General features: G+C 63.4%; 31 protein-coding genes. 15 read left to right on the top strand and 16 right to left on the bottom strand.

Features of this window, described 5'->3' with window-relative positions; translation table 11 throughout:
* The first annotated feature begins 127 nt into the window (after positions 1–127).
* Positions 128–835, top strand: a complete 708-nt coding sequence (locus tag J2T07_RS13755; RefSeq protein ID WP_306850650.1) for a Crp/Fnr family transcriptional regulator — start codon at positions 128–130, stop codon at positions 833–835.
* Between the two features lie 8 nt (positions 836–843).
* Here the strand turns inward: J2T07_RS13755 and J2T07_RS13750 are convergent, their stop codons facing one another.
* From J2T07_RS13750 to J2T07_RS13735, 4 genes are all read right to left on the bottom strand, one after another.
* Entirely contained in the window at positions 844–3,699 is a 2,856-nt protein-coding gene (locus J2T07_RS13750; RefSeq protein WP_306850649.1) for a TonB-dependent receptor, read from the bottom strand.
* Positions 3,700–3,896: 197 nt separating this feature from the next.
* The gene (locus J2T07_RS13745) at positions 3,897–4,133 is read right to left on the bottom strand and encodes a hypothetical protein (RefSeq protein WP_306850648.1); all 237 of its coding nucleotides are present in this window, start codon (positions 4,131–4,133) and stop codon (positions 3,897–3,899) included.
* 64 nt (positions 4,134–4,197) lie between these two features.
* Entirely contained in the window at positions 4,198–4,443 is a 246-nt protein-coding gene (locus J2T07_RS13740; protein WP_306850647.1) for a DUF2188 domain-containing protein, read from the bottom strand.
* A 159-nt stretch (positions 4,444–4,602) separates the two neighbouring features.
* A complete protein-coding gene (locus tag J2T07_RS13735; RefSeq protein ID WP_306850646.1) occupies positions 4,603–5,298 on the bottom strand; it encodes an NADPH-dependent F420 reductase in 696 nt (231 codons plus the stop codon).
* A gap of 256 nt (positions 5,299–5,554) precedes the next feature.
* On the opposite strand from J2T07_RS13735, the gene J2T07_RS13730 reads away from it, so the two are divergent.
* Positions 5,555–6,580 (top strand): TraB/GumN family protein, encoded by a 1,026-nt coding sequence (locus J2T07_RS13730; protein ID WP_306850645.1) that lies wholly within the window; start codon positions 5,555–5,557, stop codon positions 6,578–6,580.
* Here the strand turns inward: J2T07_RS13730 and J2T07_RS13725 are convergent.
* On the bottom strand, positions 6,547–7,569 hold the full coding sequence (locus J2T07_RS13725; RefSeq protein ID WP_306850644.1) for a DUF4105 domain-containing protein: 1,023 nt from the start codon (positions 7,567–7,569) through the stop codon (positions 6,547–6,549). The two genes, J2T07_RS13730 and J2T07_RS13725, sit on opposite strands and share 34 nt — an antisense overlap.
* 160 nt (positions 7,570–7,729) lie before the next feature.
* On the opposite strand from J2T07_RS13725, the gene J2T07_RS13720 reads away from it, so the two are divergent.
* Positions 7,730–8,425 carry an HAD family hydrolase gene (locus J2T07_RS13720; RefSeq protein ID WP_306850643.1) on the top strand — a complete coding sequence of 232 codons (696 nt, stop codon included), beginning with the start codon at positions 7,730–7,732 and terminating at the stop codon, positions 8,423–8,425.
* Positions 8,426–8,428: 3 nt separating this feature from the next.
* Here the strand turns inward: J2T07_RS13720 and J2T07_RS13715 are convergent, their stop codons facing one another.
* Positions 8,429–8,842: a PAS domain-containing protein gene (locus J2T07_RS13715; protein WP_306850642.1), complete on the bottom strand. Its 414-nt coding sequence runs from the start codon at positions 8,840–8,842 to the stop codon at positions 8,429–8,431.
* A gap of 128 nt (positions 8,843–8,970) precedes the next feature.
* Between J2T07_RS13715 and J2T07_RS13710 the strand changes: the two genes are divergently transcribed.
* The gene (locus J2T07_RS13710; RefSeq protein WP_306850641.1) at positions 8,971–9,570 is read left to right on the top strand and encodes a BON domain-containing protein; all 600 of its coding nucleotides are present in this window, start codon (positions 8,971–8,973) and stop codon (positions 9,568–9,570) included.
* A 12-nt stretch (positions 9,571–9,582) separates the two neighbouring features.
* Here J2T07_RS13710 and J2T07_RS13705 read toward each other — a convergent pair whose 3' ends face one another.
* From J2T07_RS13705 to J2T07_RS13695, 3 genes are all read right to left on the bottom strand, one after another.
* The gene (locus J2T07_RS13705; protein ID WP_306850640.1) at positions 9,583–9,954 is read right to left on the bottom strand and encodes a response regulator; all 372 of its coding nucleotides are present in this window, start codon (positions 9,952–9,954) and stop codon (positions 9,583–9,585) included.
* A gap of 164 nt (positions 9,955–10,118) precedes the next feature.
* Positions 10,119–11,831 (bottom strand): patatin-like phospholipase family protein, encoded by a 1,713-nt coding sequence (locus J2T07_RS13700; protein ID WP_306850639.1) that lies wholly within the window; start codon positions 11,829–11,831, stop codon positions 10,119–10,121.
* 81 nt (positions 11,832–11,912) lie between these two features.
* Complete coding sequence (locus tag J2T07_RS13695) at positions 11,913–12,272, bottom strand: DUF1304 domain-containing protein (RefSeq protein ID WP_306850638.1); 360 nt, start codon at positions 12,270–12,272, stop codon at positions 11,913–11,915.
* Positions 12,273–12,423: 151 nt separating this feature from the next.
* On the opposite strand from J2T07_RS13695, the gene J2T07_RS13690 reads away from it, so the two are divergent.
* Positions 12,424–12,699 (top strand): hypothetical protein, encoded by a 276-nt coding sequence (locus tag J2T07_RS13690; protein WP_306850637.1) that lies wholly within the window; start codon positions 12,424–12,426, stop codon positions 12,697–12,699.
* Between the two features lie 81 nt (positions 12,700–12,780).
* Positions 12,781–13,131 carry a UBP-type zinc finger domain-containing protein gene (locus J2T07_RS13685; RefSeq protein WP_306850636.1) on the top strand — a complete coding sequence of 117 codons (351 nt, stop codon included), beginning with the start codon at positions 12,781–12,783 and terminating at the stop codon, positions 13,129–13,131.
* 14 nt (positions 13,132–13,145) lie between these two features.
* Here J2T07_RS13685 and J2T07_RS13680 read toward each other — a convergent pair whose 3' ends face one another.
* The 3 genes from J2T07_RS13680 to J2T07_RS13670 all read right to left on the bottom strand — a co-directional run bounded on the left by J2T07_RS13680 (position 13,146) and on the right by J2T07_RS13670 (position 15,279).
* Entirely contained in the window at positions 13,146–13,574 is a 429-nt protein-coding gene (locus J2T07_RS13680) for a hypothetical protein (RefSeq protein WP_306850635.1), read from the bottom strand.
* A gap of 88 nt (positions 13,575–13,662) precedes the next feature.
* On the bottom strand, positions 13,663–14,295 hold the full coding sequence (locus J2T07_RS13675; RefSeq protein ID WP_306850634.1) for a cation transporter: 633 nt from the start codon (positions 14,293–14,295) through the stop codon (positions 13,663–13,665).
* 57 nt (positions 14,296–14,352) lie between these two features.
* On the bottom strand, positions 14,353–15,279 hold the full coding sequence (locus J2T07_RS13670) for a LysR family transcriptional regulator (RefSeq protein WP_306850633.1): 927 nt from the start codon (positions 15,277–15,279) through the stop codon (positions 14,353–14,355).
* Positions 15,280–15,400: 121 nt separating this feature from the next.
* Here J2T07_RS13670 and J2T07_RS13665 point away from each other — a divergent pair, with 121 nt between their 5' ends.
* From J2T07_RS13665 to J2T07_RS13645, 5 genes are all read left to right on the top strand, one after another.
* The gene (locus J2T07_RS13665; protein WP_306850632.1) at positions 15,401–16,099 is read left to right on the top strand and encodes an SDR family NAD(P)-dependent oxidoreductase; all 699 of its coding nucleotides are present in this window, start codon (positions 15,401–15,403) and stop codon (positions 16,097–16,099) included.
* A gap of 60 nt (positions 16,100–16,159) precedes the next feature.
* Complete coding sequence (locus J2T07_RS13660) at positions 16,160–16,510, top strand: DUF3147 family protein (protein ID WP_306850631.1); 351 nt, start codon at positions 16,160–16,162, stop codon at positions 16,508–16,510.
* Positions 16,511–16,666: 156 nt separating this feature from the next.
* Positions 16,667–17,470, top strand: a complete 804-nt coding sequence (gene dkgB / locus J2T07_RS13655; RefSeq protein ID WP_306850630.1) for a 2,5-didehydrogluconate reductase DkgB — start codon at positions 16,667–16,669, stop codon at positions 17,468–17,470.
* A gap of 141 nt (positions 17,471–17,611) precedes the next feature.
* Complete coding sequence (locus J2T07_RS13650) at positions 17,612–18,742, top strand: alkene reductase (RefSeq protein ID WP_306850698.1); 1,131 nt, start codon at positions 17,612–17,614, stop codon at positions 18,740–18,742.
* The gene (locus J2T07_RS13645) at positions 18,742–19,680 is read left to right on the top strand and encodes a cyclase family protein (RefSeq protein WP_306850629.1); all 939 of its coding nucleotides are present in this window, start codon (positions 18,742–18,744) and stop codon (positions 19,678–19,680) included. The genes J2T07_RS13650 and J2T07_RS13645 overlap by 1 nt, the downstream gene beginning before the upstream one ends.
* A gap of 100 nt (positions 19,681–19,780) precedes the next feature.
* On the opposite strand, the gene J2T07_RS13640 is transcribed toward J2T07_RS13645, so the two are convergent.
* The gene (locus J2T07_RS13640; RefSeq protein ID WP_306850628.1) at positions 19,781–20,416 is read right to left on the bottom strand and encodes a hypothetical protein; all 636 of its coding nucleotides are present in this window, start codon (positions 20,414–20,416) and stop codon (positions 19,781–19,783) included.
* Between the two features lie 391 nt (positions 20,417–20,807).
* Here J2T07_RS13640 and J2T07_RS13635 point away from each other — a divergent pair, with 391 nt between their 5' ends.
* The 3 genes from J2T07_RS13635 (at position 20,808) to J2T07_RS13625 (ending at position 21,984) form a co-directional block, all read left to right on the top strand.
* Positions 20,808–21,269 carry a CC0125/CC1285 family lipoprotein gene (locus tag J2T07_RS13635; protein ID WP_306850627.1) on the top strand — a complete coding sequence of 154 codons (462 nt, stop codon included), beginning with the start codon at positions 20,808–20,810 and terminating at the stop codon, positions 21,267–21,269.
* On the top strand, positions 21,253–21,528 hold the full coding sequence (locus J2T07_RS13630) for a hypothetical protein (RefSeq protein WP_306850626.1): 276 nt from the start codon (positions 21,253–21,255) through the stop codon (positions 21,526–21,528). Before J2T07_RS13635 ends, J2T07_RS13630 begins: the two co-directional genes overlap by 17 nt.
* A gap of 237 nt (positions 21,529–21,765) precedes the next feature.
* Positions 21,766–21,984 carry a hypothetical protein gene (locus J2T07_RS13625; RefSeq protein ID WP_306850625.1) on the top strand — a complete coding sequence of 73 codons (219 nt, stop codon included), beginning with the start codon at positions 21,766–21,768 and terminating at the stop codon, positions 21,982–21,984.
* A gap of 140 nt (positions 21,985–22,124) precedes the next feature.
* Here J2T07_RS13625 and J2T07_RS13620 read toward each other — a convergent pair whose 3' ends face one another.
* Positions 22,125–22,676 carry a hypothetical protein gene (locus J2T07_RS13620; protein ID WP_306850624.1) on the bottom strand — a complete coding sequence of 184 codons (552 nt, stop codon included), beginning with the start codon at positions 22,674–22,676 and terminating at the stop codon, positions 22,125–22,127.
* A 99-nt stretch (positions 22,677–22,775) separates the two neighbouring features.
* Here J2T07_RS13620 and J2T07_RS13615 point away from each other — a divergent pair, with 99 nt between their 5' ends.
* A complete protein-coding gene (locus tag J2T07_RS13615) occupies positions 22,776–23,078 on the top strand; it encodes a hypothetical protein (RefSeq protein ID WP_306850623.1) in 303 nt (100 codons plus the stop codon).
* Positions 23,079–23,151: 73 nt separating this feature from the next.
* On the opposite strand, the gene J2T07_RS13610 is transcribed toward J2T07_RS13615, so the two are convergent.
* On the bottom strand, positions 23,152–23,658 hold the full coding sequence (locus J2T07_RS13610; RefSeq protein WP_306850622.1) for a DUF4411 family protein: 507 nt from the start codon (positions 23,656–23,658) through the stop codon (positions 23,152–23,154).
* An 8-nt stretch (positions 23,659–23,666) separates the two neighbouring features.
* Positions 23,667–24,863, bottom strand: a complete 1,197-nt coding sequence (locus J2T07_RS13605) for a helix-turn-helix domain-containing protein (protein ID WP_306850621.1) — start codon at positions 24,861–24,863, stop codon at positions 23,667–23,669.
* Positions 24,864–24,888 lie beyond the last annotated feature (25 nt).

Here is a 24,888-nt window from a genome sequence, read left to right as displayed (position 1 = left end):
CGTCAATGGGCACGGACACCCCGGGGGGCATGCGACATAAGCGCACATCTGGCTGACGGCGAATGGACCCGGTCCGCCGCGATCCTAGAATGGTCTTGCACGCACCAGCAAAGAGCGAGGTCCCGTCATGTCCCAAGCTTGCGCACAGGTCCAGCACGCCACCTTCCCGGCAACGCGGGCGGCCGTGCATTGCAGCGCGTCCTGCCGTCATGCCGGCGCATGCGAAGCGACCCGCGGCGGCGACGGCAACCTGCTGGAGATGCGTGGCGTGGTGGAGCGGGTCGGCCCCTTCTTCGAAGGCGACCGTCTCGTCCAACCGGAAGCGCCGCACCGCGCGGCCTTCGCCGTGCTTTCGGGCCTGGCCATGAGCGTCGGCGGCGGCCGCGTGCTTGCTTTCCACCTACCCGGCGAATTGTTCGCCCTCGACATCGCGCGCAGCCAAACCCATGGCGCATCGGTGGTGGCCATCGGCAAGACATGGTTCTGTCGCTTCCCCCGCGCCGCGACCGACGCGCTATGCGAACACAACGAGGACATCGCCCGGCACCTGCGCACGCTGCGCAGGCGCGAGCGCGGGAAGACGCCCCATGCCGCGGAAGGTTCCGCCATCGAGCGCGTGCGCGCTTTCCTTGCCGACCTGCTCGAACGCCGGCGGCGCATCGAAGGCCCCTCGCCTTTCGTGCCCTTGCCGATGTCGCGCGATGACATCGGCTCCTACCTGGGCATGAGTTCGGCGACCGTGACGCGGATGCTGGCGAAACTCCGTGCCGAGGGCGTGCTTGCCATCCGCGCCGACGGCGTCGACGTGCTCGACGAAGCGTCCCTGCTTCGCTGAGGGACACCTCATAGTTTCACCCGCACCCCCAGCGTGAAGAAGCGGCCGATCACGCCGTTCTGCGCATAGGTCGGGTTGTAGTTGAGCGCCGCGTAGTTCAGCGGATCGAATGGCGCCTTCTTGTCGAACACGTTCATGATCGAGCCGGTGATCGCCACCTTGTCGCTGATGTCGTAGCGCCCGGTCAGGTCGAAGTCCGTAAACGAGGACATGCGGCAATCGGCGGGGACGTTCGCACCCGTGTCCGTGTTGGTCGAGAAACATCCCGTGGTGATGTCGGGCGCGGTCAGCTTGATTCCGCTCGTGTAGTACAGCGTGCCGGTGACGGTGGCCTTGCCGAACTGGATGCTGTTCGCCCAGGAACCCCGGTAGCGCGGCGTGCCCGCGCCCGACGACAGGCCATAAGGACCGTGCGTGCCCACGAACTGCAACGTGCTTCCATCCTCGAGGGTCAGCTGCCAGCTGATGATCTTCGTCAGGTTCAATTCGCTGGTGAAGCGCACATTCTCACTGAAGTCGTACCCGGCCTTGAGGTTCAGGTCCAGGCCCTTGGTCTCCAGCGCGTTCTGGTTGACGTAAGGCGCGGCGACCACGAGTGGGCGCGGCAAGGCATCCGGTGCGGCGGGATCGGGCACATCCTGCACGATCGCCGACTCCGGCGGTAACGGCAGCCCCGCGTAGTACGCATCCAGCACCGCGCTCGCACTCTGCTGCGCGATCACTCCGGTTTTCTTGATCCGATAGTAGTCCAGCGACGCGCTCAGGTCCGGCGTGGGCTGGTACAGGATGCCGAAGGTCCAGCTCTTCGAGCGTTCCGGCTTGATGTTCGGGTTGGCCCGTGTGAGGAACCCGAGACCATACGGCTGCACGTAGCCGCTATTGCCGTGCGCCGCCTGGAAATCCTCCGGCGGCGTATAGGTAGCGAACCCTTCCGCTTCGCTCGAACCATTCTCGGCGAAACTCGGCGCGCGGAATCCCTTGGAGAAGGTGCCGCGGAACGCCAGCTCCTCGATCGGTTTCCACTTGATGCCGATCTTGGGCGAAAAATTGTTGCCGAAGTCGGAATAGTGATCGTAGCGACCCGAGACATCGACCTCCAGCGACTCGAGGAACGGCGCATCCAGCTCGACATAGAGGCCCGAGACGGTGCGGTCGCCCTTCACGTGGGCGATGCCCAGGCCTTGCGCGGCCAGGTTCGGATTGAGGTCTGGATCGTCCTGTTCCTCGTGACGAACATCGAGGCCCGCGGCGAGACCCAGCGAGCCGCCGGCCAGGTCCATCAACGGACGCGTCACGCGGAAATCGAATGACTGCAAGTCGCTGGTCGAGGTCTTCTTGAGCGGCGGCGCCAGCGCGCGGAGGAACTCGCGCGAGTTAGCGCCAGGATCGATGAAGTTGTACGTACCGTTGGTCACCGCATCGATCAGCCTGTCGTAGTTGAGGAAGCCCGAGAGGCGCGTGTCCAGTGACGAATGGTTGAAGACCAAGGCGGTGTCGTAGCTCCAGTCACCCCACGAACCGGTCAGACCGCCGACGAGACGCAGGTTGTGGTTGTCGTTCTCGCCGCTTGCCAACGCGCTCGGGAACCCGTAGTTGATGAGCGCCGCCTTGCCTTCGGCGGCGAACGGGTTGTTCGGATTGAGCGAGCCGTCGGGCAGGGTCGCCGGCAAGGCGATCGAGTTCGTATTGCGCGGCGTGCCCGCCTGGATCTGTGCAGGCACGCCGGGGAAGGAGGTCTTCACCTCGTAATAGCTGGCGGCGAGATACGCCTTGCTCGTGTCGGACAGCTTGATGGTGAAACGTCCATACAGGCCACGCCGGTCCATCGTCGGCTGGATGGCGGTATAACGCGCGAAGTTCTGCGCGCAGTAGCTTCCGGGATTGGCCGGATCATCGGTGACCAGCGTGCCCCGCGATCCGCAGGGAACCAGTGGCTGTGCCACCGCATCCGGATCCGGGACGCCCGATGTCACGTCGCCCGGACGCGACAGCGTACCGGGCGTCACCGTGCCGTAGATCGAGCCGGAGTTCTGCGAAGGCTGCCCTCCGATGAGATTGTTGCCGCCACTGCGCCGGGTATCGGCCGTGTTGTAGGGATATCCGCGCTGACGTGTGAGTATCTCGTCGTCGTGTTGGTATTCGGCGCTGAAATACGCGTTCCAGCCGTCCTTGTTGAGATCGCCGCCACCGAACAGCACCGTGGCGCGCCGGGTCGTGCCGCCACCATGCTGCGAGGTGCCGACATCGGCGGTGAACTCGGTGCCCTGATAGCCTGGCCGAAGGATGATGTTGACCACGCCGGCGATGGCATCCGCACCATACAACGACGATGCGCCGTCCTTCAGCACCTCGATGCGCTCGATGGCATTCGACGGGATGGTGTTGAGATCGACGAAGGAGCGCTGGCCGTCATCGGCCAGGGGATAGTTCGCCGCGCGACGGCCGTCGATCAGTACGAGGGTGGAATTGACGGTCAGGCCGCGCAGCGCGACGCCCGACGAGCCGGCGGCGAAGCCGGCGGTGAACGAGGCCGGTATCGATCCACTATTGTCCGCCGACACGGCGCGCACCACATCGGACACCGTGGTGAGGCCGCTCTTCTGGATCTGCTCGGCCGTGATCGTCGTCACCGGAGAAGGCGTTTCCACGTCGATGCGAGGTAACGCCGAGCCGGTGACGGTGATGGCCTGAAGTTCCGTCGTCTGCTGTTCCTGCTGGTTCGCCGGGGCTGCTGGAGGAGTATTTCGCGGGGCCTGCGCGGGCGCATCCTGCGCAACCGTGGCGCCACAGGTGCATGCCAATGCGGTGGCGATGGACAAAGCGAGGCCGTGACGCCGAAGCGCCTTCTGGGATGTCGTTTTCATTGTGAGTCTCCGGAGCCTTAGGGGAGTGGGGCTGGGACTTGGCGGCTCCGGGAATGAGTTCGCAACGCGGCATTCACAGGGACGCAAGGAAAACTTACGCCGTGTAAACAAGGCGCACCATCGGCCATTCGTAATATGTTGCGATGGACAAAAAGCGGCAAGCGATGGCACGGCCTATGCACGCGCCACCGCCGGTGTCACTCGCCGCCGGGGTCGAATCCCTCGCGCTCGCGCATGAGCCTGCGAGCGGCGGCGATCCCGAGTGTCAGGCCTTCCGCGCAGGCATCTTCTTCGTTTTCATGCAGGGTCGTGCACAACTTCTCCTGCAATTCCTCGCCGTCTTCGCTGATGACGTACTTGCCACGCCAGCGGCCTGGCTTGGCCACGTAGCACGTGCCTTCCACGTCGAAGTAACCGATTTTTCGATGCGTCATGGGTGGGATGATCCTCCTTATCGTCCCCCATCGTAAGGATCGCGGATCAACGCGACGTGCAGCGCTATTGCAGCCTGCCGACCGGGCGCTTCGCGTTCGATTCGAATTCCCGCCAGATGCCGTCGGCGCCTTCCACCGAAACCAGCACCTGCAAGCCGTTCTGCATGCCCAACAGCTTCGACTGCTGCACCGCATAGGCGATGGCCGCGATACGGGTCTCGAAATTCTCGGTAGGCACGCCATTCATCTGCACGTGCCACAAGCCCGCCATATCCGGATGGAACGGAATATCGTAGATCACCAGGGCCATGGAAGTAATGAGTAACCTCGCTAGGCGGAAGACCGGAGGCCCCAAGGTCCATGGGTGTCACGGCTACATCGTCAGGTGCGCAAGATTATCCGTTCCCACGGGCCCCCACAACGGAAGACCGCGTATGCCGTTCCTTCACGCGAAGGTCACGCCGGGCGGCTAGCGCGGCGTATCGAAATCGCCGGGACTGGCATCCGTCGCCCGCCACTCGGGCTGGCGTTCCCGCACCGCCGCGAGCAGTGCCCGTTGCACGCCTTCCAGGTCGCGATCTGTCGTATACACGGGTGAACCTGGCTGCTGGCGCCATGAATCGGCGAGCGTACCGGCGTCGACGCCGTCGAAGCCGAGTTCATCCACCAGCTTCAATACCTTCGCCTTTGCGTTCGCATCGTCGCCCGCTACCGGCAAGGCGATACGTCCCTCCGCCGTGGCCGGCTTGCCCCGCTTCAGGAGATGATCGGCGTAGATGTTGTTGAACGCCTTGACGACCGGGCGGCCGAGCCTGTCCGACACCCATTGGCTTTCCGGTACGCCTTCCTCGATGGGGCCGATGCGCCCATCGCGCTGCCGTGGATAGTAGTTGCCGGTATCGACCACCACGGTGTCGTCGGCCACGCCCGCGAACAGATCCGCCGGCAAGTCCGGGATCTTCGATTCGGGAATGGTGACGACCACGACCTCACCGGCACGCGCCGCCTCGCGCGCGGTGACGGCCACTGCGCCCGTTTCGTTCTCGAGGCCGGTCAGCGTATGCGGCCCTCGGGAATTGGCGATGAACACCTCGTGCCCGAGTTCGCGAAAACGCCTCGCGAGGGTGCCGCCGATGTTGCCGGCCCCGATGATGCCAATCTTCATGGCTGTCTCCGCCTCGGCGAAAAAGATCGATTCTCGTCATTCCGCGTGAATGCCGAGCGAGTGTTCGGTGAGCATGGTGCGCGGGGTGTCGGGGGCTCGGCCAGGCTGAAGCAAGCACCCCATCGCCGACAGGGTCGGCTCCCACCAAGGTGTGGAGGACTTCTCCCACCAGGGTGCGAAGGACTTCTCCCACCGGGGCATGGAGAACTCTTGTGCCTGCTTCCCGCTCTTCCGTGAAGACACTAGAATTTCGCCGATGCGCCATTTCCCTGTCCGCCTCCTCGTGTTCCCTGCCCTGCTCTGCTCCGCGTGGCTGGCGACCGCGGCCCGGGCGCAGACGCCACCGCCCGATACCTCCGTACCGACACTGGAAGCCGTGACCGTCAGTGGCGAGCAGCCCGGTCCCGGCCTTTGGCGCGCCACGCGCGACGGGCACACGCTGCTGATCCTGGGCACCCTCACGCCGCTGCCGCGGAAGATGACCTGGAAGACCGACGAGATCGACGAGGCGCTCGCGCATGCGGGCGCGCTCCTCATGCCGCCCCACGTGGAAATCAAGCCGAATACCGGCTTCTTCGGCCGCCTCGCCCTGCTCCCGTCGCTCATAGGCGTGCGCAACGCGCCGGACGGAGCGACGCTGAAAGACAGCGTGCCCGCCGACGTCTATGCGCGCTGGCTGGCGGTGAAGGCACGCTATATCGGCAGCGACCGCGGCGTGGAACGCTACCGCCCGATCTTCGCCGCCATCGAACTCTACAAGGACGCGGTGAAGAAGAGCGGTCTCGCAAGATCGGGAGACATCACCCGCACGGTCGCGGCGCTCGCGAAGAAGCACGGCGTCGCGCAGGTCGAAGTGACGTACACCTTGCTGGTGGACGATCCACGCGCGGCGGTCAAGGCGTTCAAGCGTTCCACGCTGGACGATGTCTCCTGCTTCACCCAGAGCATCGACAACATCGATGCGCAACTCGCCGACATGGCCGCGCGCGCGAATGCCTGGGCCACCGGCGATGTCGCCGCGCTGCGCGACGACCGGCGGGCGAAGCAACGCCTCGCGTGCCTCAATGCCGTCACCGAAGGCGGCGTGGCGCAACGCATCGGCCTCGCCGATGTGCCTGGGACCATCCGGGCGCGCTGGCTCACCGCGGTCGACGCGGCGGTCGCGGCCAACACGCAGGCGGTGGCGATCGTATCCATCGACGACTTGCTCGGCGCGCACGGCTACCTCGAGGCCCTGAAGGAACGAGGCTATGCCGTGGAGTCCCCCGACGGGGGCGAGTAAGCCGGCGGGATGCCGACGCGGATCGCCGCCGAGAAATCATCCTCCGGGCGGGTCGCCCTCGCCCGCTCCGTAATTCTTCCCAGCCGGCGCCATTCGTCCACGCCGAAGCGGGGGTCGAGTGTCCCGCTGTCGCCAAGGTATTCGGGCAGGTAGCCGGTCAGCAGCAGGCGCAGGTCGAACGGCAAGGCGCCATCGATTCGTTTCGCCATGCGATAGACGATGGTGGTGCAATTGGATGTCACCGTGTTGTAGAAGCGCGGCGTCCTGGCCAGTTCGTTGGCGGCGTCCACGTAGGAAAGAAACAGTGAGCGCATGGCCTCGCGCGGCATCCGCAATGGAAAGAGGTAGTCGTCCTCGCCACGCACGTTGCTGCGGACCCGGACGATGTCGCGTTCGTCGGCGGCGATCAGGATCAATTCGAACTGCCTGAAGAAGCCGCCGATCTCGGAGAAAGCCTCGCCCCGCTTGCGCCGTATCTCGACGGAGAACACCACGTGGCGACCGTCGTCGAAGCCGAACGAGAGCATCGCGTGGGCAATCGCCTCACCCGACCAGTAGGAAAGGATCGCGTCCACGCCGGCGAGGCGGTCCAGGCGATATTCCCGGGTGTCCCAGCGCACGTCGTAGTCATCGTCGCCGCGCCACTCGAAGTCGCGCACGTTGTGCAACACGACGCGCGGGCCGTCGACCTCGCCATGCAGGAGGCGCGCGACATCGTCCGCCCAGACCCGGTCGTTGCGCGGCCGAATGGTCGCCCACCAGGCGAGCAGCGCGGCGAAGGAGGCCAGCAGGCCGGGGAGCGCCCACCAGGCACGCCAACCGAACCAGGCTGCCCAGAGCGCGAGGCAGCCGAGGGCCCATGCGGAGGCGGCCACCAGGCGCACCGCGCGGACGCCCGGGAAACGGAAGGCCAGCGCGAAGGCTCCCCAGGCACCCGAGAGGAACAACGCGACGGCGGCCAGGACGCCCGCGGCACCGTGGGCAAGCATGCGCCGATCTTTCTTCATCGCCGAAGCGTGGCCTGTGCCGAACGCGAACGCAAACACTTGCACCGCCCGTTGACCGCCGAGCTATGGCACCGTGCGACAAACCGCGCTATTTTCGGGGCGAACCGGGCACGTCGCCCGGCAAGGCGGTTCGGGGGGTGGCATGGTCCGTTTTCCCGCGATACCACAGGCGATCGTGTTCGATCTCGACGGCATCCTCTTCGATACCGAGGCGCTGTACCGCGACGCCCTGCTCGCCGCCGCCACCGAGGCGGGCGTCCACATGCCGCTGTCGCTTTGCCAGCGCATGGTCGGATTGCATGGGCACGCGGCGCGCGTGCTCCTTCACGAACACGTCGGTGACGATACCGACCTGGACACCATCTGGACCGGCACCTCCGAGCGTTACCGCGCGATGCTCGATACCGACCTCCGCTTGAAGCCGGGCGTGACGGCGCTGCTCGATACCCTCGATGAACTCGGCCTGCCACGTGCGATCGCCACCTCGTCCTCGCACGGCACCGCGATCCATCATCTCGAAGCCTTCGGCCTGCGCGACCGCTTCGACGCCCTCGTGGCGTCGGGCGACTGCGAACGCTGCAAGCCATATCCAGACCCGTACCTGCGGGCCGCGCGCATCCTCAACAAGCCCACCGGCAGCTGCCTTGCCCTGGAGGATTCCCAGGCGGGGGTGCGCTCCGCGGTGGCGGCGGGCCTGCCGACGATCATGGTGCCCGACCTGCAGCAGCCATCCGCCGAACTGAGGCGCCTGTGCGCCGGTGTCGTAGGCGACCTCGACGAAGTGAACGCCTGGTTGCGTGGCGCGTGTGGCCCCGCCGCCGAAGCACGGGCGCACTAGCGCTCAAGCACCGCCAGGGCGCTCGATCGCGTCGTGGACCAGCACCGAAGCCACCTGTTTCCCACGGGCGTCGCAAACCGGATAGGCCGAACCCTGCAGGGTCTGCCGCGATCCATCCGGCCGGCGCACGACCCACCGCGCGTGCCGCGTGGTCTCGCCCTGGCGCACGGCGCGGGTCAATGGAAGATCGGCTGAGGGATACGGTCTCCCCTCTTCGGTGAACAGGCTGTACATCCGGCTGTAATCGTCCGGACCGACCGCCAGGCGCACCCATCCATGCAGCTCGGCCGCACGTTCATTCACGTGGACGATCTCGCCCTCCCCATCGGCGACGATGACGCCGAAAGACGTATCCTTCAGGCTCCGCCACGGATGCCCGCCGAATGTCCACGGTTCGTCGAAACTGATTCGCGACATGTCTCCCCCGCTTCGATAGTGAACAAAGCCCGCTCAGCGACACGCCGTTGACGCACTGGCAACACGCATTGCATGCCGCCAGGACAAGACTGGCCCCTGTGTCGCCGCCATCCATGGGAGCACCCCGCATGCACCGCTTCGACGAACGCTACGACAAGAGGCGCCACGACGACACCCGCTACCCAGGGGACGAGTTCGGCGGCACCTACGGCTATCGCGATGCCCGCGACTTCGGCGGCAGCCCCTACGAAGCAGGCCGCGATCCCCGCCAAGGCCAGCGGCACCCGGGACACCGCGACTTCGGTGGAAGACACGGCTACGGCGTCGGACCACATCCGGGCCACCGCGATTTCGGCCGTGGCGAATCGCCGGGGCACTATGACAGGGATGAACGCGACTGGAGCGCCTCGGGTTATCCGGGGGGCTATCGAGGAGTCGGTCCCAAGGGCTATTCACGGACGGATGAACGCATCCGCGAAGACCTGTGCGAGCGGCTGGCCGAACACGACGCCATCGATGCCTCCGGGATCGAGGTCCGGGTCGCCGGGGGCATCGTCCAGTTGAGTGGCGAGGTACCCGGGCGCCATATGAAACACCTCGCCGAAGACGCCGTCGCCGACGCCATCGGAGTCAAGGACGTGGAAAACACCCTCCGCGTTCGCCGCGGCGAACCGGCGGAGGAACGCCGCGGCGAACGTGGCATGTTCGACGAGCCTTCGCTGGATTGAACGATACGGGCATCAACAGGCGGGCTGCCCACTCGCCTCGCGGATCGCCCGTTCGAGTTGATGTGCGCTATAGGGCTTGTGCACCAAGGGTGCGCGGTAACGGCCGGGGATGTCGACCGGCATGGCCCCGGTGGCAAGCACATAGGGAATACCGCGGCGCTGGAGTTCGTCGAGCGCCGGATAGGCCATCACGCCCTGTAGATCGAGATCGACGACCGCGACGTCGCAACGCTCGACATGGGCGACGCGGATCGCCTCCTCGATGCAGCCCGCGCAAGCGGCCACGTCGTAGCCAAGCCGCTCCTCGAGCAGGTCGGTAAGCGCCGAAGCAAGTCCGGAATGATCTTCGAACACGATGACGCGAGGAGAGGCGGTGATGCTCATACGTTACCCGCGTAAGAGTTGCCCGGCCCCAACCTACTACCGAACGAACGCCACCGCTATATACCACTCGACAGATTTTTCATCGAAATGAGACCTGCGTCTTCACGGATGCGGAAGCATGCATTTTTGTCACGATTTAGGCGCACGATTTCGGCAGGCTTTCCTCACCAGAGGTCGTGCTTGCGCAAGGCATCCACGAGCCGGCGCGAGGCCAGGGCCAGCAGCTTCCGGCGGGCATAGGTATGCCATGCCAACCAGGTCAGCAGCTTGTCCTTCCACTTGTCGGTGGCAACGGCATAGAGCGCATCCATGCGCTTGCCTACCGCCGGCATGAGGGTCGCGGGATCGAACGCGCCCCTGGGCCAGTCCGGCAGGCAGTCCTCGCGCCGGGCCGGATCGCACTCCGCGACCAGAGGAATGACCGGCGCATGGAGGACGCCGTCGCGCGTCCGCAGGTAACCGGCCATGGCGGGGTCGGCCGTCCACGAGGCGACGATGGGGTTCCCGGCGGGAACCAGGAAATGCTCGGCGAGGAACCGTTGCGCATTGCGCCGGCCAAGCAGGAAGTCGTGGCGGCGATAGGCCTCGGCGAAGAACCCGGAGAATCCTCCCAGCGCTCCCGCCGCCACCGCGCGCGCTCCCAACCAGCGCGCGGAGCCGTCCGTCGACGAACGGGTCGGTGCGATGAGGAAGCGGCTATACACGGCGTCATCCATCGCCAGTGCGATCTCCCGGGGCTTGAACCGTGCCTGCTGCTTCCAGGATGCGAAGAGGGCAGCGAGCGCACCGACGACATTGAGCGGCGCCGCGTATTCGGGGCCGAGGTCGTCCGGCTCGGGGAACGGGTCCACCATCAGCACGATACGGTTCACCTGGTCGCCCCTGCGTGGATTGCGCCCGAGCATGCCCGCCAGCTCGGTCCTGGCCAGTTCGAACGGCTCGTTGTCCATCGCGCCGCCATCGACACCCACGAAGCGATAGGTGGCGGAGCCCCGGTCGAGCACGTCTCGCTTCGGCTCGATGTTCACCACGCGCGACATCCCTCGCTCGTCGGGAATCACGACGCTGCGTTGAAGGTAGTCGCTCCAGCGCCGCTCCACCTCCCGGTGTCGCAAGCCACCGGGGAACGCCGAGGATGCCAGTGCGGCGGTCATCAAGGCATTCCAGCCCCGGTCGGGAAGATGCTTGGGGTGCGCCACGTAGAGATCGTCCGGGTATTGCCAGGCGCGGTCGTAGATACCCTGCCCCGTGTCGACGGAAAAACGCAGGTAGTCCTCATGCGCCACCATGCCGTGGCCCGCTTGCGTGCCATTGCCGGCGAAGGGCACCGCATAGGGCACCCCACGCAGGTTGGTGACCGTGAAGACGAACTTCAACGGATTCGCGATGTACCGGCGCATGCGCGGCTCACCCTGGAAGCGCAGCGCATTCGCGGCGATCTCGTCCAGGCAGCGCGTATCCAGCAACGAGGCGATCGGCAGGTCCTTGTCCGCGAGATCGTTCGTGCCGAGGAAGTGGCGGATGTCCACCCGCTTCACCCAGGCGTCGTAGAAGGGGTTGGCCACCGCCGCTTCGCCTTCCGAGGCGTGCACATGCGGAAAAGCGTACGGCAGTGCCACCGCCGAGATCACGCCGTTGATGCTGCCCGCCGATGCCCCGGAAACCACGCGCAGCAACACGTCGTGGTCCGGCACGGGCAAGCCGGCATCCTTGGCCGCATACCAGCGGTCCAGCGCCTCATACAGGAAGTCGAGCACCCCGGCGGCGTAAGCCCCTCCGGAAACCGCCCCGGCAAGGGCGAGGCCGAGTTCGAACGTGCGTTCGCGCGGCGGTGGCGTGATGTCCGGGTGCGCGAGGGGAAGATCGGTGTCGGGCATGCCCGCTCCCGTCGATAGGTCCTGCGGGATTATCCGCGAACGCCCCCGGTCAAACTCCGATCGTCACCACGTTTCCGGGTATCAGCGGGCGAGCCACTGCGCCGCCAGCGCAAGGGCGGCGGGCAAGGCCTGCACGTAGAGGATGCGCCGGCTGGCAGTCAGCCCACCCCATACACCAGCCACCACCACGCAACCCAGGCCGTAGAACAGGAATGCCGTGGCGAAGGGTTCACGCAGGCTCAGGCCCAGCAGCAGGGCTACCACCAGGAACCCGTTGTACAGGCCCTGGTTGGAGGCCAGCGCGGCACTGTCGCGGGCGAACTGCTCGCTGATCCCGAAGACCTTCGGTCCGCGGCTGCGCCACAGGACCATCTCGAGGATCACGATGTACACGTGGATCAGGAGCACCAGCACGGTGAGCACGGTGGCGGCGAGGGTCATGCGCTATCCTGCGTCGAGGGGATGGTGCAAAGAATAGCCGTTAAGGCGGCCGCCGCGTCCCATCGGTCGTTTCGCGTATTCCTTTAGTAGGCCAGATGGCTGATTGCGATCGGACACGGGATTCAGCCTTAATCGCCGGATGCATTACGTCATGGCAGCCCAGGAGATATCTCTGGAGGCCCTTGGGCTGCTCCAGGCGCTGCTGCATCACGATTACGACGAAGCCCAGTTCCGCGCCAACCACGTGGCACGCCACGCCTTGCAGCACGAGCACCTCAGCGTGGCCGACGCGGCCGAACGCATCGAATCCCTGTTGGCCTGCGGCTACCCGAATGCGATGGAACTGCGGATCGCCCTTCGCTTCCTGGCCAGCTCGGTGGACAGCATGCAGCACACGGCGATGCGCAGAGCCGGCCACCTCTTCTGAACATTCGTGACGGCATGCGGGGACAAGCGGACGACCTCGCCGCCGGGGTAGGATCGATACGAACCCCGCGGAGCGTTACCCATGACGACCGAGAGTGACGGAATCGACCCAAAGGCGCGGCCCAGCGGCACTGGCTGCGTCGAATGCGAGCAGACCGGCAGCTGGTGGCTCCATCTGCGCCGCTGCGCCCAGTGCGGGCATATCGGTTGCTGCGACGACTCGCTCAACAAGCACGCCAGCAAGCACGCCCGTGAAACGGGTCACCCGATCATCCAGAGTTTCGAGCCGGGCGAGGACTGGTTCTACGACTACCGTAACGACGATATGTTCGAAGGCCCGGCCCTGGCGCCACCGCATAGCCACCCGGTCGACCAGCCGGTGCCCGGCCCCGAGGGACGCGTGCCTCCGCGCTGGCAGCGCCTGCTCGTCTGACGACGAGCCCGCCGTCAGACGGGAAAGAAGGCCGGATCGATGTCGATCAGCACCGGATCGTACAGTCGAATGGACTGCTCCGACGACGGCTCGTAGGGAACATAGATGAAGCGCGCGAAGCCGTCCGCCTCCAGGCGCACGCGGATCGCATCGCGCGAGGGTGCCTCCAGTTCGTCCGGCACGGTCGCGTTCGCCACCAGGGCGGCGGCGTGGATGCGTCCGTCGGCACCCGCGGCGGCCAGGCGATCGGACACGGCCACGTAGACATCCTGCGTGCTGGGGTGGTCGTCGTCCCCGTCGTAGCCACCCTCCGCGGCGATCTGGCCATCCCGTCCCAGCGTCGCGCCGAACGGATAGAACTCGCCGTTCTTCTGCAACATGTCCTGGGCGAACTCCACCGCGAAGCCGAACAGCTTCTCCAGTTGTTCCTGCGTCACAGCCATGGCCACTCCCCGATCGAATCGCATGCCGCCTGCGGCAGCGGAAAGGGGATCGTAAGTCAGATGATGAAGAAAGGCGACCTGGGCTCGCTCATCCGTGCGCGATCGGCCGTGGCGAACGGAAATCCCGCCAGGCGACGGATACGACATGGACACCGGTGCGCGCGAATAGCAGTGCAAGGGCACCGCCGAACAGCAAGTCCAGCCACGGCTGGTGCGTCCATGCGATGAGGCCTGTGGTGACCAGCACGCCTGCATTGCCGATGACGTCGTTGCGCGAGCACAACCAGACCGAGCGCATGTTGATATCGTGCGAACGAAACCGCGTGAGCAACGCGAGGCATGCGCTGTTACCCAGGAGTGCCAGGCTCGCCGCCACCGCCATCACTCCGGGCAAAGGTGCCGGCCCGACGATGAGTTTGTGGATGACCTCGGCCAGCACCAGGCCCGCGAACAGCAACTGCACGAAGCCCTTCATCAACGCCGCGCCCGCACGCGAACGCAACGAGCGCCCGACGACGACGAGGCTGACCGCGTAAACCAGGGCATCGCCCAGGCTATCCAGGGAATCGCCCTGGAGCGCCGTCGAATCCGCCCATACGCCAGCACCGAACTCGCCTGCGAAGATCAGGACGTTGATGCAGAGCACCGCCCACAAGACGCGCCGCTGCGCCCTGGAACGAGCCAGCGATTCACCGGTGGATTCACAATCGCAGCAAGGCATGCGCGTGCCGTCAGCGGGGAGGGAATGCCTAGACTACAAGCCTTCGCTGGCGAGGAGTCAATCCGCTTCGCCGCGGCAAGCGACCCGCACCAGCTTCCGAAGCCAGCGATGGGCGGAATCCCGATCCAGCCGCGGATGCCACATTTGCGAGACCGTGATGCCAGGCGTTCTCAAGGGAAGCTCGAAGGCACGGATCGCACGGGGTCCGGCGTTGCCTTCCCCACGGGATATCGCCTGGACGAAGGAGGCGGGCACGAGACCGATGAGATCCGACGTCCGTACCACGGCCAGCACGGCCGGAAAGCTCGGCAGCACCGCGGCGATATGCCGGTCCATACCGAGCGACGCGAGCGCGTCGTCGACAGGGCCAGCCGTACGCCCCGTGCGCGATGCGACGACATGGCCGAACGCGACATAGTGCTCGGGTGTCACGCTCTTTTTCGCGGCCAGCGGATGCCCCCTCCTCACCACACCCACGAAACGATCGCGAAATAGCGCCTGCACGCGAACTTCCGGCCCCATTTTGGCGACGACGCCGATCTCCAGATCTGCCAGGCCTTCGCGCAGGTACGTCGATGCTTTCTCGGCCTTCGGTGCGAAGCGCAGACACACGCACGGCGCTTCCCTTGCCGCTTCGGCGATGAGCAGGGGTCCGAACGCTTCCACGAAACCGTCGTTCGTCCGGATCGTGAACGTCCGACGCAAGGTCGTGACATCGGTCTCGCTGACCGGGGGTCGAAGCATGGCGACGGCCTCGTGGACGAGGTCCCGTGTGCGTCCGCGAAGTACTTCCGCATACGGCGTCAACACCATGCCCCGCCCCGCCCGAACGAGCAAAGGATCACTGGTGACGACGCGCAGGCGGGCAAGCGTCCGGCTCATGGCCGAGTCGCTCAACCCCAGGCGGCGGGATGCCTTCGCCACGCTCCCTTCGGCAAGCAGCGCGTCGAGCGCGATCAGCAGGTTCAGGTCTGGCTCGGTCATGGCTCATCCTACGACAGCCGCCGCGACAAGGCGTTCAGCGCAACGAATACCTGCGGCCCGCGCGCCTTCCGCCTATCCGATCCGTCCCTATCCTGGGGAGACCGCTCTTAAGGACCGATCGATGAAAACCTCCCCAAAAACCGTTCTGCTTGTCGGTGCATCCCGTGGCCTCGGGTTCGCCATGACGGAAGAATACCTGCGCCGTGGCTGGAAGGTGATCGCCACGGGGCGAGCCGATTCGACAGACCGGCTTCGCCAGCTCGCGGCTTCATGTCCCGATGCACTCGACGTCGAAGTCGTCGACACCACCCTTCCGAAACAGGTCGCCAACCTTCGTGCCAGCCTCTCGGACAGGCCCCTGGACGTCCTTTTCGTGAATGCCGGTGTCACGAACGACCACTGTGAAACCATCGCCGATGTCTCCACGGAGGAATTCATCCGCGTGATGGTGACGAACTCATTGAGCCCCATGCGAGTGGTCGAGACCTTCCAGGACCTGGTGCGCCCTGACGGGACCATCGGGCTGATGTCGTCCGGCCAGGGCAGCCTGACCAATAACACCAACGGCAACCACGAGGTCTATCGCGGCAGCAAGGCCGCGCTCAACATGTTCATGCGCAGCTTCGCCGCGCGGCACGCCGGCGATCCACGCACCTTGCTTCTCATGGCGCCGGGATGGGTGCGGACGGACATGGGTGGCCCCGATGCCCGCTTGAGCATCGAGGAAAGCATTCCCAACCTGCTCGATACGATGGAGGCCCATCAAGGGCGTGGCGGGCTCCACTACGTGGACTATATGGGCCGGACCGTGCCCTGGTAGCGACCGCCGGATGGTCGCGTTCGAAAGCATGGCATGCTTAAGCACCCGTTGGAGTTGCGCATGCTTTGGATCATCACCAAATACGCCATCACCGCCGCGGTGGTCGTGGTCGTTTCAGAAGTAGCCAAGCGAAGCGACCGCCTGGGCGCCCTGCTGGCCTCACTGCCTCTTGTCACCCTGCTCGCCCTGGTCTGGCTATACGTCGAACGGCAACCGGCCGAGAAGATCGCCAACCATGCCTGGTACACATTCTGGTATGTGGTGCCTACGCTGCCCATGTTCCTGTTGTTCCCGACGCTGTTGGCCCGGTTCGGTTTCTGGCCTGCGCTGGCGATGAGCGCACTCGTCACGATCGCCAGCTTCGGCCTGTTCGCGCTCGCTGTCAGGCCGTTTGGTATCCGGCTGCTCTAAGGAGCCGGGATGGCAACAAACGCCTGCATTCATCCAGCGCCGTCTCAATAATTGACTTTAAACCAAATATATTTAATCCATACATGGCTTAATCTACAAATGTAAACTCCGCAAACTGCGAACCATCACTTAACCCACTGGTTCCAGGAGTTGATCATGAGCGTTCCTTCCTTCGGCGTCGGCACCTTCCGTTTGACCGGCCAGACCGTCATCGATTCGGTGCGCAGCGCACTGGAACTGGGTTACCGCGCGGTCGATACCGCGCAGATTTACGGCAATGAGGCCGACGTCGGCCAGGCCATCGCCGAAAGCGGCGTCGAGCGTGCCGAGCTGTTCGTCACGACCAAGATCTGGACTGACAACTACGCCAGGAACACGTTGGTTCCCAGCTTGCGCGAGAGCCTGACGAAGCTGCGTACCGACTACGTGGACCTGACCCTGATCCACTGGCCGGCACCGGGCAATGGCGTCGAACTGGTCGAATACATGACTGCGCTGGCCGAGGCCAAGGCGCTGGGCCTTACCCGCCAGATAGGTATCTCCAACTTCAATATCGAGTTGACCAGGCAGGCCATCGCCGCGGTTGGCAAAGACGAGATCGCCACCAACCAGATCGAACTCAGCCCTTACTTGCAGAGCCACACGCTGACTGCGTTCCTGAAGGAACAGCGCATCACCGTCACGTCCTACATGACCCTGGCCTACGGCAAGATACTCAAGGACCCGGTGTTGGCGCAGATCGCCGACAAGCATCAGGCCACGGTGGCGCAGGTGGCGCTGGCCTGGGCGCTGCAACTGGGCTATGCCGTGATTCCGTCCTCGACCCGGCGCGAGAACCTCGCCAGCAACCTGCTGGCCCGAGACCTGCGCCTGGACGCCGACGACATGACCAGGATCGCACTGCTGGAACGCAACGGGCGCGAAGTCAGTCCCGAAGGCCTGGCTCCCGTCTGGGACTGAGGAAGGAGACCTTCTTCAGCCTGCGGTTCCGCCGCGACCGACGCCCGTTCGGCGAGACTTTCCGTGAGATCGCCGGATACCTGTCACCGCATTTCCAGACCCTACCGATCGGCGCGATTGCGCCTATCGCGGAGCCCCATGATGCCTGATACCCAAGACCCCCTGTTCCAACCTTATTCCCTGGGTAGCCTCGAACTGCCCAATCGCATCGTGATGCCGCCGATGACGCGTTCGCGCGCCAGCCAACCCGGCGATGTGCCGAACGATCTGATGGCCGAGTACTACGCGCAGCGTGCCGGTGCCGGACTGATCATCAGCGAAGGCACCTGGATCTCCCCGCTCGGCAAAGGCTATGCGTGGACGCCAGGCATCCATACCCCGACGCAGGTCGCCGGCTGGCGCAAAGTCACCAAGGCAATACATGCCGCGGGCGGACGCATCTTTGCGCAGCTCTGGCACGTCGGTCGCTTGAGCCACATCAGCCTGCTCGACGGGCAGGCCCCGGTGTCTTCCACAGCCCTGCAGGCAGAGGGCGTCAACGTGTTCATCGCCGAGGGCGATGGCAAGCCGGGTTTCGTGCAAGCGTCCAAGCCGCGTGCGCTCAAGTTGGAGGAAATCCACACCATCATCGACGAGTTCCGTCAGGCCGCGCGCAATGCGATGGCAGCCGGCTTCGACGGCGTGGAACTGCATGCCGCCAACGGCTACCTGATCAACCAGTTCATCGACTCCGGCGCCAACGGACGCAGCGATGAGTACGGCGGTTCACTGGAGAACCGCCTGCGCTTTCTCGGCGAGGTGGCGCAGGCCCTGGCCGAAGGCACGGGCGACAAGGGCCGCGTCGGCATCCGCCTGGCCCCGCTGACCACGCTCAACGGCTGCTTCGATGACGATCCCGAGACCACCTACATCGCAGCGGCGAAGCTGCTCGGCGAAATCGGCGTGGGCTACATCCACATCGCCGAGGCCGATTGGGACGATGCACCGGATATGCCGGTCGGGTTCAAGCAGCGACTCCGGGAAGTATTCCCCGGCGCAATGATCTACGCCGGCCACTACAACGCCGAACGCGCTCGCGCGGCATTGCGTGAAGGTTGGGCAGACCTGATCGGTTTCGGCCGTCCGTTCGTCGCCAATCCCGACCTGCCGGAGCGCTTGCGTACGGGCGCATCGCTCAACCCGCACGACCGCGACACCCTATTCGGCGGCGACGAGCGCGGCCTGACCGACTACCCCACGCTGGCGCAGTCCGCCGAAAACCTGGAAGCATGATGAAGACCCTTACAAAGCTCGCGCTGGCCGCCGTATTGCCGCTGGCCATGCAGGTTGCGCCTGCGGCCGACTGCCATCCCTCATCCTACGGTCCTAACGACGAGATCGGCGCCGCAAACTTGTTGACCCCGGAAGTGGTCAGGCAGGCGGTCGGTCTGGTCAAGACGGGAAAGACTTACCCGCTGGCCGTGCCGGTGGACAAGAACCTTCCGGCCTTCCGCCACCGCAGCTTCCGTCTGTACAACGTGCAGGTCGGCCAGCAGGCCGGCAAATCGCTCGGTCCCAATAAGTTCACTTTCAACGATGAACTGGTGAACGCATGGACCGGAGTCGGCACCCAGCTCAACGGCATCGGCCACATCGGCATCGACAACGTTTACTACAACGGCAACCGCGCCGCCGATTTCGTGACCATCGATGGTGTCACCAAGCTCGGCGTGGAAAAGGTTCCGCCGATAGTGACCCGTGGCGTTGTGCTGGACATGACCGCGTACTACGGCAAGACCATTGTGCCGGGCGGCACCGAGTTCAGCGTGGCAGACATCCAGTCCGTGCTGAAGACGCAGGGCATCACCCTGCGCAAGGCGGACGTGGTGCTGTTCAACACGGGCTGGCTGGAACTGATCGGCAAGGACAACCAGCAGTTCCTGGAAGTTGAACCCGGCATCGGCATGGAAGCGGCGAAATGGCTGGCCGACCAGGGCATCGTCGCCTTCGGCGGTGACACGTGGGCCTCCGAGGTCTATCCGAACCCACATGGCAAAGACGAGTTCCCGGTCAACCAGTACATGCTCGCCAAGCGCGGCATCTACAACCTGGAACTGATCGACAGCCGCGCACTGGTTCGCGACAAGGCTTGGGAATTCCTGTTCGTGCTCGGCCAGCCGCTCTACGTCGGTTCCACCCAGGTCAACATCAACCCGGTAGCCATCCGATGAAACTCCACGGCCGCGTCAATGTTTCGGAGCGAAGTTCGATACGGGAATCATGCTGAAACAAAAAACCCCGCATCAGCGGGGTCTTTTGTGCCCCTTTTGGTTATCGTTGGCCGGAATCGCCACCGCCGCTCAAGGTTTTTACGACCTTGCCATGCTCGTCGAGAAACGCGATCCGGGGCGTGCCGGTGGCAGGCACGGACAATTGAATGCGTTCATGCCCCGTGGCATCCATCAGGGATAGCGACGCCGACCCGTCATCGGACCGTCCCACCCATACACGTCGATGGTTCGGACCGCCTTCCTCGCTGTCCGAGATGGCCAGACCCGCGAAGCTATCGGTCTTCTCGTTGACACCTATGAGCTTCACGACTTCATTCGCGTTATAGCGATCGAACGACAGGCTTCCTCCAGCATCCACGACGTCTCCGTTGGCGAGCCGCTTTCCGCCAAAAATCAGACCGCCGTTCTCCGAGCCTTCATCGTTGTAAAAGATCATTCCGGCCTGTGGTCGATCCACCTTCGGCTGTTCTTTGCCCTTGACGATCACCCCAGGCATTCTCGCGCCGTTAGTGATAATCATCCGAAGCGTGCCGTCAGCCTCTCGCACGTTAATTCGCTGCACATTGAGCTCATCGAACGACGTAGCAGGGGTTTTCGTAAAACCCGTCAGCATCGACACCGCAAAAACCGCAGTGAGGACGCCTGAATAGATCACAAGAAATCGCTGGCCAAACATACCTGTCTCCATGTCGAAAAGGACGCGTTCCGCCTCGCCGTACGGGAACCGGCGTCGCAACCAGCCGCGAGAGGCAATGTGAAGCTGTCACGGAGTGTCCCGTTCGCCATGTGCCAAAGGTGGCGCATTCGCGTCGGTCACTGGGACGCCGTGAGATCGGCCGGCATTCTACGGGCACAAAAAAACCCGCCAGATGGCGGGTTTCTCTGTGGTTTCGATACGGAGTGCCTCCGCTGAAACCGTTGTTGGTGCCAAGGGGGGCACCACAACCGAAGTTTTTGCAATGTATCTGAGTCGCATATACAGCAGTTACTCACATAGTTACTCACGAACTGATTAGCCTAAATGAGCCTAAAATATGCCCCGGGGTGAGCCACTGAGGGGGATGGGCATGAGGAAGGCAATTCTCGCCGTGCTGGCCGTGGGCCTGGCAGGCTGTGCAACGGGATACCAAACCAAGGGCTGGTCCGGGGGGTTCAGCGAGACCCAACTGTCGCCAGACACGTTCATGGTCAACTTCGCGGCCAATGCCTACACGACGCCCGAGCAGGCTTCGGACTTCGCAATTCTACGGGCGGCAGACAAGTCGGAGGCCCTGGGCTGCGACCACTTCGCCATCCTCAATGGGGCGGAGTCCTCGACCACGGGGGCGGTCACGGTCAACACGGCCGCCTACGGGGATAACACGGCTGTCTCTACGGGCGGCGTGTTCCCGATGGTAAAGCCCAACAGCAAGCTCATGGTCCGCTGCTTCAAGGGCCAGCCAGAGGGCGTCCAGGCGTTCGACGTGGCCTTTATCCAGTCGAGCATCCGCAACAAGTACCGGATGAAGGCATATGCTGTCACTCGATAAGTACTGGCGAATAATCGTCATCATCACCCTTGGCGCAACGTCAGTTGAAGCTCTCGCGTGCGAAAGTGGCTACTGGGTTCGGTCTGTGACCGACGATGGAGGAATCATCGTCCTCAACGACGGAACAATATGGGAAGTGTCGTCGCTCGACCGCATCGACAGCTCGCTTTGGCTGCCAATGACAGAAATCGTGGTGTGTGATGACAAGCTAATCAACACGGATGACAACGAGACCGTTGAGGCAACACGTATCAAGTGAGAGGCCATGTCGTTCCGTTGCTATTCATCACTACTTTAGTGATCTAGGCTCCTGCCTCTGGAGTACCCCTCCATCGTACCTACCGCCCTACCCGCTACCACCCTACCGGGTCATCGCCGCATCCTCGATGGAGTACCCCCTAGAGGGCGATTTCGGGTCACTCCAGCATGCGACCGGAGAGCACACGGCGGTCGTTTGATTCATTGATATAAATCAATCGCCCTCAAGGAAGCTCGAATGACGGAATTCGATCCCGCGACACAGATTAGCGATGCCATGCGCGAAGAGGCCAGACAAAACCCGGGTGGCTGGGTCTACGTGATTTCTGGAAACTTCGGCCCCTCGGATACCGTGCCACCGCACGCGATCGTGGGTGCCTGGAAGGTCGATGTCGCAGGCGAAATTATTGCCGGCAGCTTTCAGAAGAATCCCAACTTCGTCGCTCAGCCGGTCTAACAGCCTCTACTTTAGAAATGCGCTGAAGCCGCCTGGAAGGGGGTCACTACGGGGCATAGCTTCCTGGGGTGCTACCACCCTATAGGTGCCGGGCATGTCCTCCGATAGACACCCCTCTGTAGGCGGTCCTAGCCGCAAGATCAATTCAGCGCCTCGCACCCATCGATGGCGATAATTGCACCCTCGTCAGTATTTACGGAGTTCTCCCAGTCAACCTTATAGCCACCGACAAATACCTCCCCGTTTACGATTCGCACGGTGATCGGCGTCTTGGCAAGGCTCGTAAGGTTCAGAGTCTCCCCCTCCTTAATGGTCTTCGAAAAGTCCATGGGGAAGAACAGTACGACGCCGACCGGCTTGCCTACCGATGGATCAGCGCTGCCACGAACCACGAAATGCCCCAGGACGGAATGCTCGTCCACGAAGCGCCGGGCGTCACTCTTGTTCATGGCCGCAAGCTTGGCGGAAGTCTCCGCGCTGCATGAGCCGTCCACGGGTGCAAAGCGAGAAATTATCTGATCCCATTCCGGCGGATATGCATACTTCGCGACCTTTTGGAACGTCGTCAGGATCGGGTTCGTGGCGATGGCGTCTCTCAGGTACTTGAACTCGGAAACATCAGCCAAGGCGAGTGACGAAAAACCCAGGCACGCAACGAGAGACATTGTCGCGAGGGAGAGACAGGGTTTCATGCGGAACGGCATCCTTGGCATTGAACCGGATGGCTGCATTGGTATTGGCTGCCCTTAGATACCATCGAACCACCAGCATGCCAACCAACGGGAGGGCCCATGCCCAACGAATTCAACATCGCGGGCAAGGACTGGTTCACCGTCGACGAGGCCGCGCACTACTGCGGGGTATCGGTGAGCCAGTTCAAAGCCAGGGAAAGCGACTATGGCCTGTCGGCCAGGCGCTTCATGGGGAAGAAGTTGTACGAGCGGGTAGCCCTTTACGATGCCATCGCCAAGTCGCTGCCCTGGGACCAACCGGCCATTCCTCTGGCTGCTGCCGCCTCCCCGCTGGCACCCTATCGCAATCTTTCACCGACACGGCTGCGACCATACAAACCACGGAAGAAATCGACTGACTGACTTTTACGTGTCAGAAAACCCACCTTCCGTCTCTTTTATAGCGTCGGAAAACGAATCACGACAACGACCGGCACTACGTCTTCCAGTTGGTCCGAAAGCCCATCTCGCGAAGGAACTGGAAAGTGTCACGGCACCTGAGGTTCAAGGTTTTACACACATCGGGCACCTTCCGCCTAGCCCGAGCGAGTGACGGCTTTGATACCTCCATGCTGACTACGACACGGTCCTGGGGAGCGCGAAGTGCGTGGGCGATCAGAAAGGGATCTTGCCCGAGAAGATCGTACTCGTCATCGCGTAGATCTGGGGCGTATCCCTCAGCAATCACCTTCCTCACCAAATCAGCATCTACGTCCTCTCGTAGGGCTAAAGCGTCCCTGACGTCTTGCCTAGCCGCCCAGGCGTGGAGAGCATCCTTTTGGGCATTGCCTCCCTTCAACTCTGCCAACGTCTCCCGAGGCATCTTCACGTGCCCCGCTCCCGCGACATGGAGCATCCAGTCCCAGAACTCAGGGACCGCATCGAGAGCGTAGTACTGATTGTTCGCCGTTATGAGGACATTCGCGTCAAGTAGATAAAGCATCACAATCCCTATGCCGCTTTGCCGCTGATAAGCGGCTGGACATTCATTGCGCTAACACCCAAGACTTGTCCTGCCCTCGAAGGTGTCAGGTTACCTTCAGTCACGGAACGTCGAACAAGGTCGACCAGCGCATCACCTAGCTTGTGGCGCTTCACGACGTAATAACTAGGGCCCCCAGGCTTTTCTTTTCTTGCTGATCTCTCAATCGCTTTCAGGCGCTCGCGCTCTGCCAGCCATTCCTGCCTAAAACGGTCAGTGAGCGTGCGCCAAACTATCTCCGTTACAACGTGCGAGCGAAACAGACGGTAGGCAACAAGACTTCGGCTGACCCTTGCCTCGTGCGCAATCTGATTTATGGCTTCTAGCGCTTGGTCGTCGCCAGTCCAGACAAAACGCTCAAGCTCCGCCTGATCCAAGAGGAGTGCACTCGCTACGTCGTTACAGTACCGCTCAATTCGACTGTCCGCGGAACCGCCGCTGATTCCTGACTCGCCGAGCCATATATGTACCAACTCATGCAGAAGCGTAAATGACCAAGAAACCTTGGCATCTTGGTCATTTATAACCACGAACGGAGCAAACCGATCTGCGACAGCAAAGCCTCGGAAGACCTCCGCGCTAATGTTGGTGTGACTGGAACCTAAATTTCCCATTAGCAGCACGAATACGCCGGTGCGCTCTACCAACTCCCTTAAGTACGCGAACCCAGCCTCGACCGGTCCACGCCTGAACTCTCGGCTAGTGAACCCTAGTGCTCCAGCTATGGCCTGCGCAGCTATGTTGATGGGCGTATCCATTGTTAGAGAATTGACGAAGCGGATCGGCTCGACCCCTTCATCGTCTTCAACTAACTCTCGGACAAGGGCTTGACGTGCCTTAATATCGCGGATGAGCGCGTCAATTGTTGGCGCATCTTCACGTCGTCGGTCAGGAGGCAGGGTCCGAAAATCCGCCCCGCGCTCTCCTGTTGGGGGCGGCGTAGCCGCGTAAAATGCAATGAGTGGGCGGTGGTACGCCTTGCTCATGCATTCTAGTAGCGAGGCGGTGACGGCTCGCGCACCTTGCTCGATTTGAGCAAGTTTCTCAGCAGGGCTTAGGTTACGGCTCGCGGACAGCCCGATCTTTCGAGCAGCTTCAGCCAAGTCCAGACCTGCGGATTCCCGCGCCCAGACAAGTACCGCCGGATTGATAGAGTTACGTTCCACTTAGAGCCAACTCCCGTCCCAGTGA

It is taken from the genome of Luteibacter jiangsuensis (assembly GCF_030812295.1).
In the GTDB taxonomy this organism is placed as follows: domain Bacteria; phylum Pseudomonadota; class Gammaproteobacteria; order Xanthomonadales; family Rhodanobacteraceae; genus Luteibacter; species Luteibacter jiangsuensis_A.
The sequence above is the reverse complement of the archived record's forward strand: the minus strand, read 5'-3'. Positions and strand labels throughout refer to the sequence as shown.